This window comes from Clostridium sp. MT-14, assembly GCF_042436595.1.
In the GTDB taxonomy this organism is placed as follows: Bacteria; Bacillota; Clostridia; order Clostridiales; family Clostridiaceae; genus Clostridium_B; species Clostridium_B aromativorans.
Genome location: NZ_JBHMIY010000023.1, coordinates 33,820 through 53,109, shown reverse-complemented (window position 1 = coordinate 53,109; position 19,290 = coordinate 33,820). Strand labels below are relative to the sequence as shown.

Sequence of the window (19,290 nt, the reverse complement as noted above, 5' to 3'; positions counted from 1 at the left end):
AGCATGTACAAATCAATTTTTAACTTTATGTACTCTGTGAAATTTCATCTTTCCCATGCCAATACTGCTTGGTCAACATCCTTAAAACAGACTTTATTATACCACATATGGATTGTACATACTAGTAACATTGTACAATTTAACATAAATTTTCACAAAAATTTATTATTTACATGGTATTCCTCATAATTTATTTTGATTATATCATAATAAATCCATAATTTCTACAGTATACCTCCTATGATAAATAATTTCTCATCTGGCAATGACCAACCCATGTTTCAATTATACAACAACATTTCTAATTTTTCCATAGTCCAATCCCTAGTAAGTTAAGGTTTTACAAGAAATATATTCCTTAAAATATGGATGCTTTTTATAAAGCTAGTTAATTATACTTATATATTTGATATATTATTCTACATAACCTATAAAAATCCTTTTTTTATATTGTTAATAAATTTAAAAATCCGCTTTTTTTGGTTTAATTTTATGCTCACCTATCATATTCATTCGTCATAAACATAGTCATTTATATCGCAAATGACTATGTTTATTATAAAATGAATATATTTAATGTACATTTTTTAACTGATTACTTTCCATTTCGCATTTCTTCCCTTACCTGTAACAGTTATCTTATTTTCTTCTCTTAATTTGGACAGAACCCTGTTTATAGTTGATTCCCCTACATTAGGACATGCCTTCCTTATATCGTTTTTAGTAAATGAACCTATAAAATGATTTATTGAATTTTCCACTCTATAGCCTTTACTTCCTCTCGTATTTTTTATATCTCCAACTCTGGCTTCAAATTCCCTGTAGGCAGAAATAATGACCCCAAGCAAGTATTCTATCCAGGGCAAAAGGACATGTTCGCAGCTGTGCCATTTCTGTGAGGACAGATAGAGAGTTTTATAATATTCTTCTTTATTTTTCTCTATTATTTTTTCCAGACTTATAAATCTTCCCACTTCATATCCGAATTTATATAACAACAGCAAAGTAAGAAGTCTTGACATCCTTCCATTGCCATCATCAAAGGGATGAATGCACAAAAAGTCCAAAATAAAGGCACATGTCAAAATCAATGGATCTACTTCATTATTTTTTATACATTCATTAGTTAAATCGCATAATTGCTCCACAGCATCAGGTGTACCCAAGGCACTTACCGGTTTGAATCTTACAAACTTCCTACCATCCGGCAATGTTTCCTGAATAAAGTTATCACTGCTTTTCCAGTGCCCCCCTTCTGTTGAAACAAATTTATATAACTCTCCATGTAACTGAAGAATTACATTAGGTTTTAGTGGGATATGAACTGCTGATGTATGTATTAAATTCAAGACTTCCTTGTACCCCATTATCTCTCCTTCTGATCTATTTTCTAAATTTATAGGTTTTTCTTTATTTATGATATCCTTAAGACGCTTATATTCTATTTTAATGCCTTCAATTTCATTAGATGCCCTGGTGCTTTCTATAACTGCTACTTTTTTAAGACTTTCCAAAATCTGTGGTGACTGTTGATTGTACAAGTCCTGTTTTCCCTTGTATTCATTGATTTTCCCTATGAGACGTACTATGCGCATTGGAACATTCATATTGAGCAGTCTTCCATTTAAAAACGAGTTCATAAAACCTATTTCCTTTCCATTTTATATATATTTTGAATATATTTTTAATATACCCATTTATCATAAACATAGTCATTTATATCTAAAATGAATATATTTATTATTAAATGAATATATTTATGAGCATATTTATTATATAAAATCAGAAGAGTTTTTACAATTCACAACTAAAGATGAAGTTTGAATAACGACTATAAAAAACCCGCAAAAGCGGGTTTTTTTTATTCAATACCTATTATAGAAAAAGTAAAACTGTCTTCTATTGCCTGTGAAACGGAAGCCGTTCCTCCAATTATGGTTATCTTTGAAGTGTCCGGATCGGTATTGGACAATACATAATCTCTGGCATTATCTATTTGAGTCTGATTTGCACCAACTCCGCTGAGCACCAGAGGTGAATCGGTCTTTGCTGCTGCTGCAGAGGCCACCAGGGCATCTGCAAACTGATTGCTTGTCGCTCCCCCAGCTGCTACATACACATTGTCAAATTTAAGGCTGCTTTTAAAATAATTGAGGACTGCCAGATTGGTGGCAAATCTGTTCAACATATCGGAATCCTTGGTGATTTTAGTCCCATTTACTGAATTCACTACAGCTTCAGGCAGGACTCCGCTTCCTCCTACAGCTTTTATATTACTCAAGCTGTTGGAAGTCACTATATCCTTAACCACATCAGGTACTTCCGTGCTATTTGCAAATAAAACGGGATATCCCTCCTGTGCTGCAACGGAAGCTACTGAAAGTGAATCCGCATATCCATCTTGTCCATTTACAAGGATTGCAGATTTCTTTCCGGTCTTATCAAGCACTTTCTGGGCAACTGCTGCATTTGTACCCATTCTTGTGGTGTCAGTGGTTCCCTCTATACGCTGAACGTGTTCCGTCCCATATTTAGCCTTCAAACTGTCTTCTATGGACTGGGATACAACTCCGCTGCCGCCTACTATGTATACATTGGACACATGAAGACTGTCCATGGTTGAAGATACCTGGGATTCCAGAGCATCCTCCCCGCTTGTCAAAAGTATGGGGGCATTGAGCTGTTTTGCCAGTGGAGTGGCACTCACTGCATCCGCATATCCGTATCCATTTACAAGAACTACATTCTGGGAAGTTCCAAAGAGATCCAGCGCCACCTGGTCAGCAGTACCTATCCTGTCGCTTCCCCCTATTCTGTTTATATTATCACTGCTGTCATCTGCTTGTACACCTACACTTCCAACTCCAAGTGTCAGTGACAGCACCAGCGCAGTCAACAGGGGGCTCAAAAACCTTTTCTTATTCGCCATATAGTTTACCTCTCTTTCAATTATCATCAATATATACAATTTATTATATAACAACACAAAATTTTTTTACAGTCAATATAAGAATTTCTTATCCATGTAATTGATGGAAATAAGAGTTTAAGTAAATAATTGTAACCTTTTAAACTTTTCCAAATAAAATAATACTGTAAGTAAAATATGGAGGTGAAAGTCTATGGCTTTCTCAGATAGAGAACTCCTTGCCAGAATCATAAAGTGTGAAGCAGGCGGAGAAGGGGATAACGGAATGAGGGCTGTAGCTACCACTATCATGAACAGGGTACGGGTTCCCTACGGGGAATATCATAGAATAGGCCAGGGTGATCTCAGGCGTGTACTTTTTCAGGCTGGTCAATTCGACTGCATGCGTACTGAAATAAACGGCGTACCCAATAATCAAAATGTCTGGTCCATTCCTCCTGATCAAATACACTATGACATAGCAGACTGGGCACTTGCAGGAAACAGGTTATTTAACATAGGTTATTCTCTATGGTATTTTAATCCCTATGCCCCATGTCCCGGTATATTTCCCTATAACGGTGTAGGAACTTTTCAGATAAGGATATTAAACCACTGCTTTTACAACCCCACGGAGCTGTACGCACAAACTTAGGCAATGCACAATTCACAATGTACAATTGACAATGCACGATTTGATTTTTAATTGACAATTGAAATCTAGCCAGATTAATCAATATAATATGGAGGTATTTTAATGATATCAAATTACCCTGATTATTTCAGGACTATGCCAATGTCACCGGAGATAATGCCTGAAATGGAAATGCCAGGAGCTCCTCCCCCGGAGGAAACACTTGAAGAAACACCTGAGGAAACAGACGAAAGTTCTGACGCAAGACAAAACCAGCAGACGCCTTCTCAGGCACCCCATATCACCCCGACACCCACCAGCTTCGAGATGGCCCCAGGTTCTCCAATACAACAGGATATAAATTATGTTCAAGGTTACTTAAGAACTCAGATAGGGAAAAGAGTGAGGGTTACCTTTTTGCTGGGCACCGGCACTATGCAGGACAGGACAGGAATACTGGAAAATGTAGGAATAAGCTATATAATACTGAGGGAAGAGGGTACGAATGCCAGAGAACTGGCAGATATATATTCCATAAAGTTCGTGGTTATATTCGATAATGGACAGTCTTAGACAATTCACAATTTAAAGTGAAAAGTTAAAAGCGCAGGGTGTATAGTAAATGAAGATTTTCTGCAGTCGCTAAAAATCAACAAGAGCTGTATACTCCCAGCTGTCAGCTTTTCACTGTTTTTTATTTTTTGTTTTAAGTTCTTCTATGACAAATTTGTCAAAAGAGAATCTGTCTATAAAATTATCCTGTGTAAAAATAGTTTTGCCTCTCCTGTTGTACTCCTCCAGGTTGGTGGGAAGCCAGTAGGGTTTTTCAATGTCAAATTCACTGCAGAGCACAATTATACATTTCTTGAGATCCTGCTGATAATTTTCCCCGCCGCCAGCTGTGACCACTTTGTCTTTGATTATTTTATTGTGTTTTATGAGCTTTCCCCATATCTTTATCATTTGATTCAACTCACTGTCTATCATAATCTTCCAAAAAAGAATGTTTCTCTCCATCTTTCTCCCAGGCGAGAATGCCGTCTAAATTTACATTTTCCGCCGCGTGAAAAATGGATTTATCTATATCTTTAAATCTCTTCTTTAACTCCGCTATCAAGTCCTTGATCTCATAGCGCTTATTGCCTATTCTCTCTGCTGCAACCATGCAGGCACAATTAAGAGGCCATATACCGCTGTTTTGTATAAAACGCTGAATATAGACTTCTTCCACGTAATAAAGAGGTCTTATGAGTTCCAGACCTTCAAAGTTTTTGGACTTCAATTTTGGAAGCATGGTTTTAAAGCTTCCAGAATATAAAAGATTAAGAAGAGTTGTCTCTATTACGTCATTGAAATGGTGTCCCAGGGCAAGTTTATTGCAGCCAAGTTCCCGGGCTTTGGTATAAAGTGCTCCCCTTCTCATCTTGGCACACATATAACAGGGGTAATCTCTGGCAATTTTATCTATTACAGAAAAAATATCAGATTCAAAAATATGCAGTGGAATTTTTAAATATTCACAATTACTTTCCAAAAGTTCCCGAATGCTCTTATGATATCCCGGATCCATAGAAATAAATTCCAGCTGAAAATCCACTCTCCAGTGTTTTTTCAGTTCCTGGAACAATTTTGCCATGAGCAGACTGTCCTTGCCTCCGGATACTGCCACTGCAACTTTATCCCCTTCTTCTACCAAATGATATTCGCTTATAGCCCTTACAAATCTCGACCATATATGGGTTCTATACCTTTTAGTGATACTATGCTCTATTTCTTTCAACGGTTTTCTCTCATTAAAGGGAACCAGTATTTCGCATCCGTTCCCTCCAATTTTGCTCATGCCATCACCCCACCTTTACCAGAATATTATATCACTTATAAAGATGGAATCAAGATTCCTGCAAAATCAAGTTTTATAGTATATATCCGGGAATTCCATGCCAATCTGTTCTTTTCTGTTCCCATAATCGCTCTCTTCACAGTACTCTTCCTCTATAACTTTGGCGGGAAGCCTTATGGTAAATTCGCTTCCAACGTTCAAGGTGCTCTTTACACTGATTTCACCGCCGTGGAGCTCTACAAATGATTTTACCAGGTAAAGGCCTATTCCGCTGCCCTTGCTGTTGTCTACATAATCTCTGCCCACCTGCCCAAATCTTTCAAATATGACCTGAAGTTTGTCTTCCGGTATTCCAACACCTGTATCCTTTACTTTAATATATACATTATCCCCTTTATCCAGAACATCTACGTATATCTCACCATTCTCGGGAGTAAATTTCACTGCATTTGAGAGCAAATTTAAAATTATTCTCTCCATTTTATCCGGATCCACGGCCATTATCTTTTCCTCCACATTGGTGTCAAAGGTCAAATTGATTCCCTTGTCTTCCACATATGGAGCCAATGAAGAAGTGATATCCTCAACTACGCTTACAATATTTCTATTGTGAAGATTTAATTTTATAAATCCTGAATCCAGCTTGCTTATATCCAACAGGTTATTTATGAGCCTCATAAGTCTGTAACAGTTTTGTTTCATAATTTCCAGATACTTGCTTTGCTTGTTTATGTAATTTTTGTCTGTATAATCCTTACACAGTGCCAATACTTGTATCGCAGAAAAAATAACGTTGAGAGGTGTTTTTAATTCATGAGAAATATTAGATATGAATTCTGTAATCTTTTTATTAAGCTCCTGGCTTTCGTTTAAAAGTTCAGTATTTCTTTCTACGTCATTTTTAAGCTGTTGAACTTGTTTTTCCAGAGTGGCATCACAAAAAACGTCTAGTACAGAAGATTTTTGTACTTTACTATACCTGCCTTTATCCTGTTCACTAAAACTTTTCATATTCTCACACCCATTTCCATATCATTAATAATTATATTCTTATTACACAAACTGCCCTACACATAAATTATATTGATAATTATTGTATTATATGAACTGTTTATAAAAAAATATATTTTAACTTAATTATGCACCGTGGAGACTTAAACTTAAATACTTATGAAAATGTTTTAAATTGCAATTAAGATGTAAATAATCCAACAAGCTAATTATATCACCTCTTTTTCTAAAAATAAACCTATAATAAGAATATTTTTGCAATTTTTATTTTTTATGTATAAAAATTACATTAATAAAAAAATAATACTATATTTTTCACCGTCTAAAACGCTAAAATCCGCATAAATTATAATTAAACTTTAAATTTTTATTCACAATTTATTTACTACACATTAACATTCAGCCCGCGGCCTGTTCACGGCCCCCGGGGACAGCTTGTACCCGGAAGCCGTCCTGATTATTTTATGAGCACAAGGCTCTTCCACTTTCCTTTTTTAAATCTCATATAGTACAATATTCCCCTCACAAGCCAATCTATATACATTCCAAGCCAAATTCCTATAACACCCATTTTTAGGGGTATTCCCAATATATATCCCATAGTTATCCTGAAAATCCACATTCCTATGATGGAAGTCACCAGGGTATACCTGGCATCACCTGCTCCCTTCAGCCCCGCAGGCAGAACGAAGGCGATGGACCAAAGCGGAATAAACAGTGCATTTACTCTCAATAAATTCACACACAGATGTACTATAGAGGAATCTGTGGTGTAGAGAGAGGATAAAAAGCCTGCAGCAGGTACGGAAACAAGTGCTAAAACTACAAGGCATATGGTGGAAACCTTATTCAAATAGGATAGACAGTCTTCCGCTCCGCTGCTGTCTTTTCTTCCCATATACTGTCCTACCAGAGCAGTAGCCGCAATGCTCAGAGCCATTCCAGGTATGTTGAGCATATTTGTTATGGAATTGGTAATTGTATTGGCCGCTATGGATATGGTTCCCATGTCTACAATAAATATCTGAGTTATAAGTTTTCCTCCATTGAACAAAAAGGATTCTACACTGGCGGGAATCCCCACTCCAAATATGGGTTTCAGTAATTTCCTGTTAAAATTAAATTGAGCTACTTTAACAAGTTTTACGATGGCTGTACCTCTCAATAGGACAATGAATACCATAACTGCACCCAGAGTTCTGGCCGCAGCAATGGCAATCGCAGCCCCCTCCACTCCCAGACTTGAAATTTTGAAGTTTTTTATATGCACGCCGTAAATCAGGCAGTATCCCAGTATTACGTTTATCACATTCATGAACATAGTAATTTTCATGGGTGTTTTGGTATCGCCTGCTCCCCTCAGCACGCCATTGGCGGAAAGGTTCAGTGCAACAAGAGGATACGTTAAAAGTGTTATTTCGAGATAGGTATAAGCATAATCTATAACCTGTACATCTGCAGAACCATACAGCAGAGTTACAAGTTGTTTTCTGAATATCCACATGGCAGTGGTAATTGCAAGAGATATCAACACAGCAGAGTAAAGTGCCTGCTTGACTGCTTCATTTGCCCTTTTTATATTTTTTCTGCCGGCATATTGTGCCACTACCACAGTCCCGCCTACTGCCAGGGCTGAAAAAAAGGCAATAAATATATTGTTAATGGAATCCACCATACCAATAGCAGAAACTGCCTCCTTGTTGATATGCCCTGCCATCATGGTATTCACCACACCCAGGGACATGACAAACAACTGCTCGGTTAAAATAGGCACTGCCAATTTAAATACGTCTTTTCTTATAAAATTCACTTGATCTTTCTCCCATAATAAATTAGTAATAAAAATAATAATCAAGTTCTTCTTAGGTTCAGGTGGAGTTTGCTTATAAGGAATACTTTTCTCCACCTGAATCTTAGAAGAACTTATCCGATGGCTGCCAGTTCTAAACCTCCCAGTTTACAACATGATAGGTTAAAAACTGTTACGCCACTGGATTGGCTCTTCTAAGGTTCTTGAAAAAATTTTTCTCATAAGCAAATTACTGCGAACCTAAGAATCACCTTATCCAGGCGCGTAGCAGTGCTTATCTTCCAGCTTAGGAAGCTGGAAGTATTAGCAATGGTAGCGTTCGGATAAATAAGATTATACATCAATAGTTTGTCCAAAGTCCAGAATTACATAATTCCAAATGATCAGTTCACAATTTGTTCACTACTCCCGGGAGTCGAAAAAAAACTTTTTCAAGAAGGAGGATTTTTTTATTTTATGTAGAATTTCTTAACGTAAACAAATTGTACAAATATGTACAATTTTTACTATAATATATAAATAATGTAGTTACAGGAAAGGACATTTGCAATGCTGAAACTTCAATGGATAGAAATTTTTCTAAGGTGTATTCCCGAGATGCTGCTGATTATATGGGGAATATACGTACTGGCCAGAAAATCTTTTAACGTGCGAAATTATATAATTCTAAGCTGTATTCTGGGTTTATATTCCTTTTTAGTAAGAGAGCTCCCCATATACTTCGGTGTCCACACCATAATTATAACGATTTCAATAATAAGTATCATGATAATTCAGGGCATCCCGCTGGTTACTTCCATTTACAGCACCCTGGCAATGCTGCTGATACTTATGATAGGCGAAACTCTAAACAAACTTATACTCAGCCTTTTTAATATATCTTTTATATTTACCAACATAGACCCCGTTAAAAAATCCATACTTACCCTCCCCTCATTGATCATACTTTTTCTCTCTATAATCATCATCCAAAATATTGTAAAAAAAAACCTTAAAATACAGTAAAATGAAATATAATATCCTATAAAATATTTTTATAGGATATTTTTTTATTTAAAGAAGGATTTTCATATTTTATGGAGAATAACATAAATTAGACAATGTGAAATAAATTCATAAAATGTATATATTTGTCGAATAGCTTGTAAATAACAACAAAAGGAGAGACCTGAATATGCTTGAAATCAATTGGATGGAAATCTTTTTAAGGCTTATTCCAGAAATGCTTTTAGTGGTCTGGGGAATATACATTATAGCAGGAAAACCTCTTAATATAAAAAAATATATATTCTTAAGTCTTATATTGAGCATGATTACTTTTTTCGTAAGAGATCTGCCCATATATTTTGGAGTTCACACTCTAATTATGGCTATTTTAATTATAGCAATTATGGTAACTGCAGGAATATCTCTGATTACTTCCATATATGGAACATTGTTTATGCTTCTACTTCTTTCAATAAGCGAATTTTTAAACATGTTGATACTCAAACTGTTTGGCATCAACACAAATATAAATTCCATGGAACCTATAAAGAAATCCCTGATGGGTGTTCCATCACTGGCAATATTATTTTTAGCAGTTATTCTAATACGCTATTTATTAATAAAAAGAAGGATTAAAAATGTATCTGACTGAAAGGCTGGCAGCCTCCCTGGGAAAAAAAGCTAGAATTGTTCTGAAAGCAGATAAGGAAAAAGAAGAAATAATAGTGTACGGGGCAATCAACCTGCTTCAGACCATATTTTCTATATTCTGGGTAATAGCAATAGGTGTAATTTTAGGGGTATTGTATGAAGTCCTGATATTTTCCGTGTCAATGAGCATATTGAGAAAATATTCAGGTGGTTTTCATGCCTCTTCTCCTAACCTTTGTATTATAGGCGGAACAATTTCCGCTGCTGCTGCGGGACTACTGGTGGACAGATTTTTTTACAGTTTTTCTTTCTCAGCTACTGCAGTAATGGGTATGCTCTGCATGGCAATTGCTTTTGTAATAGTATTTTTAAAAGCTCCGGTGGACAGTCCTCAAAAGCCCATTGTCAGTAAAAAGATGAAAAAGATGTTTAAAAAAGACTCCATCATCACCTTGACAATATTTTCTATAATGATAATTACACTTTGTTTACTTTATAATATAAACAACAAGCTGTATTATTTAAAAATCATAGATTGCATAAGCCTTGGCTGCCTGTGGCAGTCCATCACCCTGACAGACAGGGGAGCAGTAACTTTAAAAAAGGTAGATTTAATGTTAAAAAACATAGGAAAAAAAGGAGGGAATTCAATTGAAGGGTAAAATAGCAAAGTTATTCATCACTTTATCTGCACTGGTGTGCACACTCATGGCATTTACAATTTCAGCTTCAGCTTGCAACTGGGGCCTCTATCAACCGGAGGAACCTGAATGTTTACGAAAGTAAAAAAATTTAAATGGCTTTAGGGTAAAAATTACTGATTTAAAAAATTAGTAATTTTTACTTTTTAATCTGAATTTTTCATCTATATCTGGGAGGAAATTATCTATGAAACGCATTGCAAACAGCATATCCGTCATGCTGTCTATTATAAAAATAGCCATAGTAGTATTCGTTGCCATCATAGTTTATATAAATTTACCAAATTACTGGGCAGATTTAAATATAAAAGAAAATGGTGATTTTAACTTAGTTACAACAGCATTTCTCATATCGATTATAGGCTTAATATTTTTAGTCTGGTTAATAATCAATACTAAATTAGAACGTTCTTCAAATATATTCAAAAAATCCTGGCTCATGGAGACCCTTTTTTTTACACTTATTATCGCCATACCCATATATATATCCACCTCCTACGAAAGTGAATACAAATATCTGTTTCTGCTCCTGATACTGTCCTCCGTAATACAATACGGCTCCAGATACGGGATTATAACTTCGCTTTTCTGCTCAACTTTCGTACTTACGGCGGATCTGCTGTACGCCCCCACTTCCAACGGCATAAATATATATTTCCAGAGAGATCTGATACTGGTGGGAATATTCATATTCATATCCTGGGTGCTGGGGTATTATGTAGATATGGAAGCTGAAAACAATAAAAGCAAGGACAACAGGTTAAACCTGCTGAGCCACAAATTAAAAGAACAGAGTATAAAAAGAGAAGATATGGAATCCTCCCTGCTGAAAAACAAGGTGTGTTTTGAAATGCTCTTTGAGAACTCCATAAACTCAGTCATAGTCCATGAAGGTGGAAAGATAATATACGCCAATGAAAGTGCTGCAAAACTCCTGGGCTATTCCAGGGCACTGGATCTGGATGATAAACTATTATATAAGCATTACCCAAAGGAATATATAATGACTTCCAAAGAAAAATACAACGACATAACAGAAAAAAAGCTGTCAAAAGTCACCATGGAGGAAAACATACTGGATTGTCAGGGGAATGCCATATCCGTCAGAAATACATCTTCATTCTTCGTCTACGACGGCAAACCTGCAGTAATGACACTGCTGCTGGATCTGACACCTGAAAAGCAGATGGAAACCCTTAAAAACACTGCGGAAGAGAACTTGAAACTGCTCAATGAAACCAGGGAATTCAATTCACTTATAACAGAATTCTTCGTAAATATGTCCCACGAGCTCAAGACTCCCATAAATGTAATATTCGTTGCCATCCAGACCATGGACATATATGTGAACAGATGCAGCAACGAAAGTATTGAAAAATGCAAATTCTACCTAAAAACCATGAAACAGAACTGCCTGAGACTAATAAGAATTGTAAACAATCTTTTAGACATAACCAGGCTTGATTCGGGAGCTATTAAAATAAACAGGCAAAATCAGAATATAGTAAGTGTGGTGGAAGACATCACCCAATCCGTGGCTTCCTATATAAACAGCAAGGATATAGAACTGATATTTGACACGAATGTAGAAGAGAAGATCATGGCCTTTGATCCAACTAAATTGGAGCGTATAATGCTCAACCTGCTGTCAAATGCCTTTAAATATACAGATTCCAGGGGACACATATACGTAAATGTTGAAGACAGGGAAAAGACAGTGCTGATCACCGTAGAAGATGACGGCAAGGGAATTCCGAAAAACAAGCTGGATCTTATATTTGAACGCTTCGGCCAGGCAAATCGTTCCCTTTCAAGGGACTGCGAGGGAAGCGGAATAGGACTGTATCTGGTAAAGAGCCTGGTAGATCTCCACAATGGTAAAATAAGCGTTAAAAGTGAAGAAGGAAAGGGGAGTAAATTTTTTATAGAACTTCCTGCAGAACTGGTGAAGGAAAATGACGTGAAAAACAATGAATTGTTTAAAACCAATGTAGAAAAGATAAATATAGAGTTTTCCGATATATATTCTCTTGGAAAATGAAAAGGGCTTAAAGCAATTTACTCTAAGCCCTTTACTTACGTAAAAACTTTTCCGGAAATAAAAAGATCTAAATAGACGCCTCTTTTATTCTGTTATATATGTTCCCATCTTTTGTATTGGATTTTTTCTTGAAAAGAGCTTCTCCAAATTTTACCGCAATCCACAGTCCAATTCTCCTAATCCAGGCTACAAATCCAAAGATCTTGAGTATGTTGAAAGAGGATTTAAAAGTATAGAACAATTTTGCCACTCTAAAAAATTCACTCTGCAGATCATAAGGAGACATCTTTTTAGGTTTGAAGTTTACAACCATCATGTCATAGTACTGCCAGTCATTATCCAGCAGGCGGCCTTCCTTCTTATACTGCTCATAAACAGGCGTGTTGGGAAATGGGGTCAAAATTGCCGGCTGGAACTGATAGGCATTTATCCTCTCACAGAATTTCTCTCCTCTTTCCATGTCCTCTTTACTGTCATCATCAAGCCCCAGTACAAGGCTGGCTATCAGTCTTATCTTGTGCTTGACAAGGGCTGTACCACATTTTTCAATATCGGAAATCTTCTGTTTCTTGTTTATGTTGTCCAGGGATTTTTGATTCAGGGATTCAATTCCTATAAGCACCCTGTTCAGGTGGGCATCATGAAGGAGCTGAAGCAGTTCTTCATCGTTTGCCATATCTGTCCGTCCAAAGAAAAAGGTCTCTCTAAACACCAGGTTATTTGAAATCATCTTTCTAAGTATTTCTTTCGCTCTATCTTTGTCTGCAGTAAAATTGTCATCTTCAAAATTTACATATTTAAATCCCTGGTTTTTATACATCCTCAGCTCTTCTATGACATTATCAGGAGTCCTCTTTCTATAAGGATGAAACATTCTGGAAGTGGTACAAAAAGAACAGCTAAAAGGGCATCCCCTGGAGGTCATGACATTGGCGGCCCTGCAGGGAGTTTTTAAAAGACTGTAATCCGGGAAAGGTATCTCGTCCAGATTCTCTATGCATTTTGAATAAACTATCCTGTCCTTGATTTTCCCGCCGGCCACGTCTACAATTACCCTTTCACCTTCTCCAACCACTACCTGATCTGCATGCTGAAGGGCCTCTTCAGGCATGCTGGAAGCATGTATGCCCCCTATGACCACTCTCTTGTGCCTGACATTCCTAAAATAGTCTGCAATGTGATAAGCCCTTGTGGAAGAAGAAGTCATGGTGTAGAGCATTATTAAATCCGCATCTTCAAATTTATTGAAATTCAAGTCTTTATAAAGCTCCTCATATACTTCTACATCATACCCTGCATCTTTCAATATCCTGCCGAGTATCAACGGCCCTGAAATAGAATTAGAATGCCCATAAATTTTATCTCCAAACCTATATATGGCATTTCTCCTTATATCTGCTGCCGGAACAATAAAAATTACTTTCATATTTACACCTTCATTATACAATTTTTATCACATACAAGTATATTAGTATTTTTGTCCAAATATTTCAACTCTTTTTCAACAAACGGTAAAAATAAAGTACAAATATAAAATTTAAACTGCAGAGTGAATAGTGTAGAATTTTGGTGAATTTTCGGTAAAAACCAGAAATACTGATTTACTATTCACTCTCCATTAAATATTCAGTAAACAGAGGTATAGTATATAATCTACAGCTGCAGCATTTAACCTAAAAGTTCAAAGGATGCTTTGCAATTACGGCTACTTTGCTTGTCCATTTTTATTTGATTTTCACATACTTTCCCCAATTCATGCAGGGCCTCTCTTCATCCAGTATCTTTATAAACTGCTCCAGCATTCCCATTTTTTTCAGCTTCTTCAAGAAGGATTTGGGGTAAGGTATATTTTGCTCGTAGCTTTTTCTGGGGTCTATTACCATGAGAGATCCATCTTCCTGAACAAACAGGTGGGGAAACCTGATCTCCAATTTTTTAAAGCCCATCTTTTTCATGTCGTCTATCAAATCAGCCACTTTTATGACAAATTCTCTGCTCAGTCCATATTTCTTCAGATACTTTTCTACATTCATTCCGCCTACATAATCTCTTATAATATAATACTTGCCGGCTTCATAAACCTTCGGAAAATACCTGCTCTTTTCTACCGATTTCAATATATCATATTCATTCCTGCAGCTGTCTGAACTGTTAAATATTTTTAAAGCTCTTCCATCGGGCATAAGGTATACCTGCCCGCTATGGCCTTCTCCCAGGTACTTGCAGTGTCTCAAACTTATCGGAATTTTTCTGGAATGAATACACCAGTTTCTCAATATAACACCTCCTTTGTTTTTATGTAGCATAAAAACAAAGGTTGATACAGCTGAATAATTCTTATTACATAGTATTACGGCAATTAAATTGTGTTACAGCTATATTATAGTATTTTTTGTAGTTATATGAAAATTTTAGGTGTAATTTGTAAGTTAAAATGTTATAATTATGGGTACTATAGTTAAGTTATCGTTAAATTATATTTAAATTAATTGCAAAATCAAAACATCATATATAAAATTGAGGCTGTAAGGTATTTTTAAACGAGTTCATCATGGTTTTGCACATAACTAAAAAGAGGAGGATCAATATGACATGGTTCAAGGATCTAAAAATAGGTAAAAAACTTTTAACAGGATTTCTAGTGACATCTTTGTTTATCATAATAATAGGCATGATAGGCACAATCAATTTAAACACGGTAAATAAAAAATCCAGCGAACTGTACAATGCCAATCTGAAATCTATAGAAAATTTAGACAGATTTGACGCCAATTCAATGAAGCTTCGCCTCGAGATAATAAATCTAGTTGAAAGCAGGGACAAAAACAATGTAAAAGATACGGCTGAAGCTATGAAGGAATTACAAAATCAAAATACAAATATAATCAGTACTTATGAAAAATCAGATCTTACACCGGAGGAAAAAACTCAGTTGGCAAGTTTAAACAAGCAAAGGGCTGAATGGCTGAACATATGCAATAATATTATAAACCTCATGGCTTCGGGCAAATACGATGATGCCATGACTTTAAACAAACAGGCGGCTTCTTATAGAAACAAACTCACTGAAAGTATTGAACAATTGATTAAAATTATAAATGAAAAGGCCGAAAAGCAGTATATAAGTATTAACAATACATTCAGAACTTCCCTCTATACAATTATAGCTCTGACTCTAATTGGAATAATTGCAGCAATAATTTTAGGCAACAGGATCACCGCCGGACTCATAAAAAGAATCAACAAAATACTGTCTTTTACAGATTTAATAAGCAAGGGGGATTTAAGCCAGTCTTTAAAGGCCAGCAGCAAAGATGAAATTGGAGATATCGCCACCAATCTGAACAATGCAAAAAATAATATAAGGGATTTAATCAGCCAGATAAATAACAGCATTGAGGAAATGAGTGCATCCAGCGAAGAACTATCCGCATCTACAGAAGAAATATCCTCAATGATGAATTCTGTAAATGAGTCTACGGCAAATATAGCAACGGGTTCTCAAAATCTAAGCAGCGTAACCCAGCAGATAAGCACATCTTCCCAGAAAATGGCACAAAGTGTGGACATCCTTCTGGGAGATGCTGAAAAGACGTCTAAAACTTCTTCAGAGATAAAAGAACGTGCTAAAAATATAAAAGAAAAAGCCTCACAGAGCATAAAAGAGGGAGAGGCCATATACAATGAGAAAAAAAATAAAATCGTAGAAGCTATAAAAGCGGGAGAGGCAGTTTCACAGGTCAAAGTCATGTCGGAAACAATCGGAAATATAGCAGAACAGACTAATCTGCTGGCATTAAATGCCGCCATCGAATCCGCCAGATCAGGGGAAGCAGGAAAGGGCTTTTCAGTAGTGGCCGAGGAAATACGAAAGCTTGCAGAACAATCCTCCAATACCGTGGAGGGTATAAATAAAATGGTGCTTTCTGTAGAGACAGCTTTTGAAAATCTATCTTCCAGCGGCAACGAGATTCTGGATTACATGTCAAACAGCGTCCAGCCCAATTACAACCTCCTGATGGAAACGGGAGTGCACTATGAAAATGATGCTGATTTTATAAATACCATGTCACAACACATGGACACTTCTTCAAAACAAATGAAAGAAATGATGACAGGTATAAATTCAGCTGTTGAAAATACGGCTTCTACAGCTGAAGAATCTGCTGCCGGATCTGAAGAAATATTGAGCAGTGTTGAAGAAGTCACCAAGGCCTCTTCAGGTATTGCCGATTCATCACAGAACCTGGCAGCACTGGCACAGAATATTGCAAAGACAATAGGTGAATTTAAGTTGTAGAGTTAAGATGTTAAAAACCTGGTTTAATTTACCAGGTTTCCCACTAATTTTACATGGATATTTTCTGGAAATACTGTTAGAATAGCAAACAAGACAAGCCTAAATTTCAGTGATGAAATGCGGGGGATAATATCTAGGGGTGAATCTTTTTTTAAAGTAGGGGTATCCCACAGTCCCGAACCCGTCAACTAACTCCGTAGGCAAAATTAAGGGGGATAATCTAATATGCATTTCAAGAAAATGAGGAGTATACTTTTTGCAATATCTCTTTGTGCTGTATCTTTTACCCAGGTTCATGCAGCAAGTTATACAGTAAAATCAGGTGATTCTATATTTAAAATAGGCGTGTTGTTCAAGAACAGTGTGGATACGATAATGAGAGACAACAATTTAAGTCAAACTACCATATATCCAAATCAGATTTTAAAGGTAAATTCGAAAACTTATATTGTACAAGCTACTGATACTCTCTATTTAATAGCAAAAAAATTCAATATATCTTTAAATACATTGATTGCCGCCAACTCTAATGTGGACAAGTATATTTATCCGGGTCAGGTGCTCAATATACCTTCAGGGTACATCTTCAAAGGAGCAGCTCCTCCCGCTATAGTACCCTACAGCCAAAGCGACCTGGATCTACTTGCAAGGCTGGTAAACGCAGAGGCACAAAGCGAGTCCTATAAAGCTAAGGTCGGTGTGGCTGCTGTGGTTTTAAACAGAGTCCGCAATCCAAAATACCCATCCACTATAAAGGGTGTAATATATGAAAAATCAGGTGGATACTATCAATTCACTCCTGTATTGAACGGTTGGATAAACAAACCCGCCTCGGAGGAATCGAAAAAAGCAGCTTATGATGCACTTCACGGCTACGATCCTACCAAAGGTGCACTCTACTATTTTGATGACAGCACTACCAACACATGGCTGTGGTCAAAACCAATTGCACTGAGAGATGGCAAGATGGTATTTACTTATTAAAATAGGGTCAGACCCCCTGACATTTTCTGTCAGGGGGTCTGACCCTATTTTACAAACTTCTCCACTTCAGGTATTATATACTCTCTTGTATTATCTATAATATTTCCTCGTTTAACCACCATCAGCGGTTTTTCAAAACAATTCAGATCTTCAAGAGGGTTGCCATCCAGGATAACAAAATCTGCAAATTTTCCAGGCTCAAGGGTTCCAACTTCTTTATCAATTCCCAGAATTTCAGAATTTGATTTAGTTGCAAAATATATAGCCTGTGCATTTAAGGCTCCGCCGTATTTTACCTGAAGCTGCAGTTCTCTCCAGGTATTATAGTGGGTTACAAAAGGCATGGCTGCATCAGTGCCAAGTCCAACTTTTATACCTTCATCTATAGCAGTTTTAAATCCTTTGGTCATTTCATCCCTTATAATTCTGCCATTGGCAAACTGCACATCATCAAGCTTTGTGTACTCAGTGCTGATTTCCGACGTATAAATTGCCGGAGCAAAGGTAGGTATAAGAGCACTGTAGCCTCTCAAGGATTTAGGATTGTGTTTGAAAAGCTCTATTATTTCATCATCCATGGAAGCACCGTGCTCTATGGTATCCACTCCTGCCCTCAAAGCTTCCTTCAATCCTCTGGTGCTCTGGCAGTGACTTGCCACAAGCAGACCTGCCCTATGGGCCTCATCACATACAGCCGCAATTTCATCATAGGTCATCTGGACTCTTCCTGCTTCGCCTATTTTCCTGGAATCGGTAACTCCGCCCGTACTAGCTATTTTTATAAGATCCGTACCCTTATAAACATGTTCTCTCACCTTTTTTCTTCCTTCCCAGGGTGAATCTGAAGCTTCAGATACAAGTTTATATCCATGCCCTCCGGTTATGCATATCATAGGTCCAGCACATAACATGTCAGGTCCAATTTGACCGCCGTTTTTCATTTCATTTTTAACTTCTATATCATAGTAAAGTGGATCTCCCACGCTTCGGAAAGTAGTCACTCCGGTATGAAGTGCTGCCATTGCATTTTTTTTCATGTTCTCCTCGAGAAGATATTTTCCAAGAGATGACTTCATGAACTCTAGGTTTTCATCCGGAGTCCTCTTTACACCTTCTTCTGTAAAAGGATTCCCATCCCCGAAAAGATGCACATGAGCATCTATAAGTCCAGGAACCACATATTTATTCTTTAAATCAAATACCTTACAGTCCTTAGGTATGCCAACCTCCATTTTATTCCCCAGAGATTTTATCTTTCCTATACCATCTACATTCTCTACCAGCATTACACCTTCATTTATCATATTGCTTTCAAATCTGCCATCAATTATATTACAGTTTATAAAAGCACAAACTTCTTTTTGCTCATTCACAATAATTATCTCCCTTTTTTAGGGGTCTGACCCCCTGACATTTTTTGGAA

General features: G+C 36.7%; 17 protein-coding genes and 1 riboswitch. Of the genes, 8 read left to right on the top strand and 9 right to left on the bottom strand.

Annotated elements, in window-relative coordinates:
• Window positions 1–587: 587 nt before the first annotated feature.
• Window positions 588–1,640, bottom strand: a complete 1,053-nt coding sequence (locus ACFHWD_RS14875) for a Fic family protein (protein ID WP_378062577.1) — start codon at window positions 1,638–1,640, stop codon at window positions 588–590.
• Window positions 1,641–1,861: 221 nt separating this feature from the next.
• The gene (locus ACFHWD_RS14870; RefSeq protein WP_378062575.1) at window positions 1,862–2,929 is read right to left on the bottom strand and encodes a cell wall-binding repeat-containing protein; all 1,068 of its coding nucleotides are present in this window, start codon (window positions 2,927–2,929) and stop codon (window positions 1,862–1,864) included.
• 193 nt (window positions 2,930–3,122) lie between these two features.
• Between ACFHWD_RS14870 and ACFHWD_RS14865 the strand changes: the two genes are divergently transcribed.
• A complete protein-coding gene (locus ACFHWD_RS14865) occupies window positions 3,123–3,563 on the top strand; it encodes a cell wall hydrolase (protein ID WP_150358889.1) in 441 nt (146 codons plus the stop codon).
• Window positions 3,564–3,698: 135 nt separating this feature from the next.
• Window positions 3,699–4,115: a hypothetical protein gene (locus ACFHWD_RS14860; protein ID WP_378062573.1), complete on the top strand. Its 417-nt coding sequence runs from the start codon at window positions 3,699–3,701 to the stop codon at window positions 4,113–4,115.
• Between the two features lie 111 nt (window positions 4,116–4,226).
• Here the strand turns inward: ACFHWD_RS14860 and ACFHWD_RS14855 are convergent, their stop codons facing one another.
• The 4 genes from ACFHWD_RS14855 to ACFHWD_RS14840 all read right to left on the bottom strand — a co-directional run bounded on the left by ACFHWD_RS14855 (window position 4,227) and on the right by ACFHWD_RS14840 (window position 8,203).
• Window positions 4,227–4,505 carry a hypothetical protein gene (locus ACFHWD_RS14855; RefSeq protein ID WP_229981127.1) on the bottom strand — a complete coding sequence of 93 codons (279 nt, stop codon included), beginning with the start codon at window positions 4,503–4,505 and terminating at the stop codon, window positions 4,227–4,229.
• Window positions 4,506–4,515: 10 nt separating this feature from the next.
• Window positions 4,516–5,382, bottom strand: coding sequence for an ATP-binding protein (locus ACFHWD_RS14850; protein WP_150358891.1), 867 nt, complete (start codon window positions 5,380–5,382; stop codon window positions 4,516–4,518).
• 66 nt (window positions 5,383–5,448) lie between these two features.
• A complete protein-coding gene (locus ACFHWD_RS14845) occupies window positions 5,449–6,393 on the bottom strand; it encodes a sensor histidine kinase KdpD (protein ID WP_150358892.1) in 945 nt (314 codons plus the stop codon).
• Between the two features lie 457 nt (window positions 6,394–6,850).
• Window positions 6,851–8,203 (bottom strand): MATE family efflux transporter, encoded by a 1,353-nt coding sequence (locus tag ACFHWD_RS14840; protein WP_378062570.1) that lies wholly within the window; start codon window positions 8,201–8,203, stop codon window positions 6,851–6,853.
• A gap of 1,174 nt (window positions 8,204–9,377) precedes the next feature.
• On the opposite strand from ACFHWD_RS14840, the gene ACFHWD_RS14835 reads away from it, so the two are divergent.
• The 4 genes from ACFHWD_RS14835 (at window position 9,378) to ACFHWD_RS14820 (ending at window position 12,583) form a co-directional block, all read left to right on the top strand.
• Window positions 9,378–9,842 (top strand): hypothetical protein, encoded by a 465-nt coding sequence (locus ACFHWD_RS14835; RefSeq protein WP_378062568.1) that lies wholly within the window; start codon window positions 9,378–9,380, stop codon window positions 9,840–9,842.
• A complete protein-coding gene (locus ACFHWD_RS14830) occupies window positions 9,829–10,503 on the top strand; it encodes an accessory gene regulator B family protein (protein ID WP_378062566.1) in 675 nt (224 codons plus the stop codon). The genes ACFHWD_RS14835 and ACFHWD_RS14830 overlap by 14 nt, the downstream gene beginning before the upstream one ends.
• Entirely contained in the window at window positions 10,493–10,627 is a 135-nt protein-coding gene (locus ACFHWD_RS14825; protein ID WP_378062564.1) for a cyclic lactone autoinducer peptide, read from the top strand. The genes ACFHWD_RS14830 and ACFHWD_RS14825 overlap by 11 nt, the downstream gene beginning before the upstream one ends.
• 102 nt (window positions 10,628–10,729) lie before the next feature.
• Window positions 10,730–12,583, top strand: a complete 1,854-nt coding sequence (locus tag ACFHWD_RS14820; protein ID WP_378062562.1) for an ATP-binding protein — start codon at window positions 10,730–10,732, stop codon at window positions 12,581–12,583.
• Window positions 12,584–12,650: 67 nt separating this feature from the next.
• On the opposite strand, the gene ACFHWD_RS14815 is transcribed toward ACFHWD_RS14820, so the two are convergent.
• Together ACFHWD_RS14815 and ACFHWD_RS14810 are read right to left on the bottom strand one after the other, a co-directional pair.
• On the bottom strand, window positions 12,651–14,009 hold the full coding sequence (locus ACFHWD_RS14815; RefSeq protein WP_378062560.1) for a B12-binding domain-containing radical SAM protein: 1,359 nt from the start codon (window positions 14,007–14,009) through the stop codon (window positions 12,651–12,653).
• 298 nt (window positions 14,010–14,307) lie between these two features.
• On the bottom strand, window positions 14,308–14,859 hold the full coding sequence (locus ACFHWD_RS14810) for a protein kinase (RefSeq protein ID WP_378062558.1): 552 nt from the start codon (window positions 14,857–14,859) through the stop codon (window positions 14,308–14,310).
• A 311-nt stretch (window positions 14,860–15,170) separates the two neighbouring features.
• Here ACFHWD_RS14810 and ACFHWD_RS14805 point away from each other — a divergent pair, with 311 nt between their 5' ends.
• Both ACFHWD_RS14805 and ACFHWD_RS14800 read left to right on the top strand, forming a co-directional pair.
• Entirely contained in the window at window positions 15,171–16,883 is a 1,713-nt protein-coding gene (locus ACFHWD_RS14805) for a methyl-accepting chemotaxis protein (RefSeq protein WP_378062556.1), read from the top strand.
• An 86-nt stretch (window positions 16,884–16,969) separates the two neighbouring features.
• A riboswitch (cyclic di-AMP (ydaO/yuaA leader) is annotated at window positions 16,970–17,101 on the top strand.
• 7 nt (window positions 17,102–17,108) lie between these two features.
• A complete protein-coding gene (locus ACFHWD_RS14800) occupies window positions 17,109–17,867 on the top strand; it encodes a cell wall hydrolase (RefSeq protein WP_179978496.1) in 759 nt (252 codons plus the stop codon).
• Window positions 17,868–17,911: 44 nt separating this feature from the next.
• Here ACFHWD_RS14800 and ACFHWD_RS14795 read toward each other — a convergent pair whose 3' ends face one another.
• On the bottom strand, window positions 17,912–19,240 hold the full coding sequence (locus ACFHWD_RS14795; RefSeq protein WP_378062553.1) for an amidohydrolase family protein: 1,329 nt from the start codon (window positions 19,238–19,240) through the stop codon (window positions 17,912–17,914).
• Window positions 19,241–19,290 lie beyond the last annotated feature (50 nt).

Bases quoted from the DNA above. Each gene is read 5' to 3' on its own strand.
- ACFHWD_RS14875 (WP_378062577.1), bottom strand. From the start codon at position 1,640: ATGAACTCGTTTTTAAATGGAAGACTGCTCAATATGAATGTTCCAATG.
- ACFHWD_RS14870 (WP_378062575.1), bottom strand. From the start codon at position 2,929: ATGGCGAATAAGAAAAGGTTTTTGAGCCCCCTGTTGACTGCGCTGGTG.
- ACFHWD_RS14865 (WP_150358889.1), top strand. From the start codon at position 3,123: ATGGCTTTCTCAGATAGAGAACTCCTTGCCAGAATCATAAAGTGTGAA.
- ACFHWD_RS14860 (WP_378062573.1), top strand. From the start codon at position 3,699: ATGCCAATGTCACCGGAGATAATGCCTGAAATGGAAATGCCAGGAGCT.
- ACFHWD_RS14855 (WP_229981127.1), bottom strand. From the start codon at position 4,505: ATGATAAAGATATGGGGAAAGCTCATAAAACACAATAAAATAATCAAA.
- ACFHWD_RS14850 (WP_150358891.1), bottom strand. From the start codon at position 5,382: ATGAGCAAAATTGGAGGGAACGGATGCGAAATACTGGTTCCCTTTAAT.
- ACFHWD_RS14845 (WP_150358892.1), bottom strand. From the start codon at position 6,393: ATGAAAAGTTTTAGTGAACAGGATAAAGGCAGGTATAGTAAAGTACAA.
- ACFHWD_RS14835 (WP_378062568.1), top strand. From the start codon at position 9,378: ATGCTTGAAATCAATTGGATGGAAATCTTTTTAAGGCTTATTCCAGAA.
- ACFHWD_RS14830 (WP_378062566.1), top strand. From the start codon at position 9,829: ATGTATCTGACTGAAAGGCTGGCAGCCTCCCTGGGAAAAAAAGCTAGA.
- ACFHWD_RS14820 (WP_378062562.1), top strand. From the start codon at position 10,730: ATGAAACGCATTGCAAACAGCATATCCGTCATGCTGTCTATTATAAAA.
- ACFHWD_RS14815 (WP_378062560.1), bottom strand. From the start codon at position 14,009: ATGAAAGTAATTTTTATTGTTCCGGCAGCAGATATAAGGAGAAATGCC.
- ACFHWD_RS14805 (WP_378062556.1), top strand. From the start codon at position 15,171: ATGACATGGTTCAAGGATCTAAAAATAGGTAAAAAACTTTTAACAGGA.
- ACFHWD_RS14800 (WP_179978496.1), top strand. From the start codon at position 17,109: ATGCATTTCAAGAAAATGAGGAGTATACTTTTTGCAATATCTCTTTGT.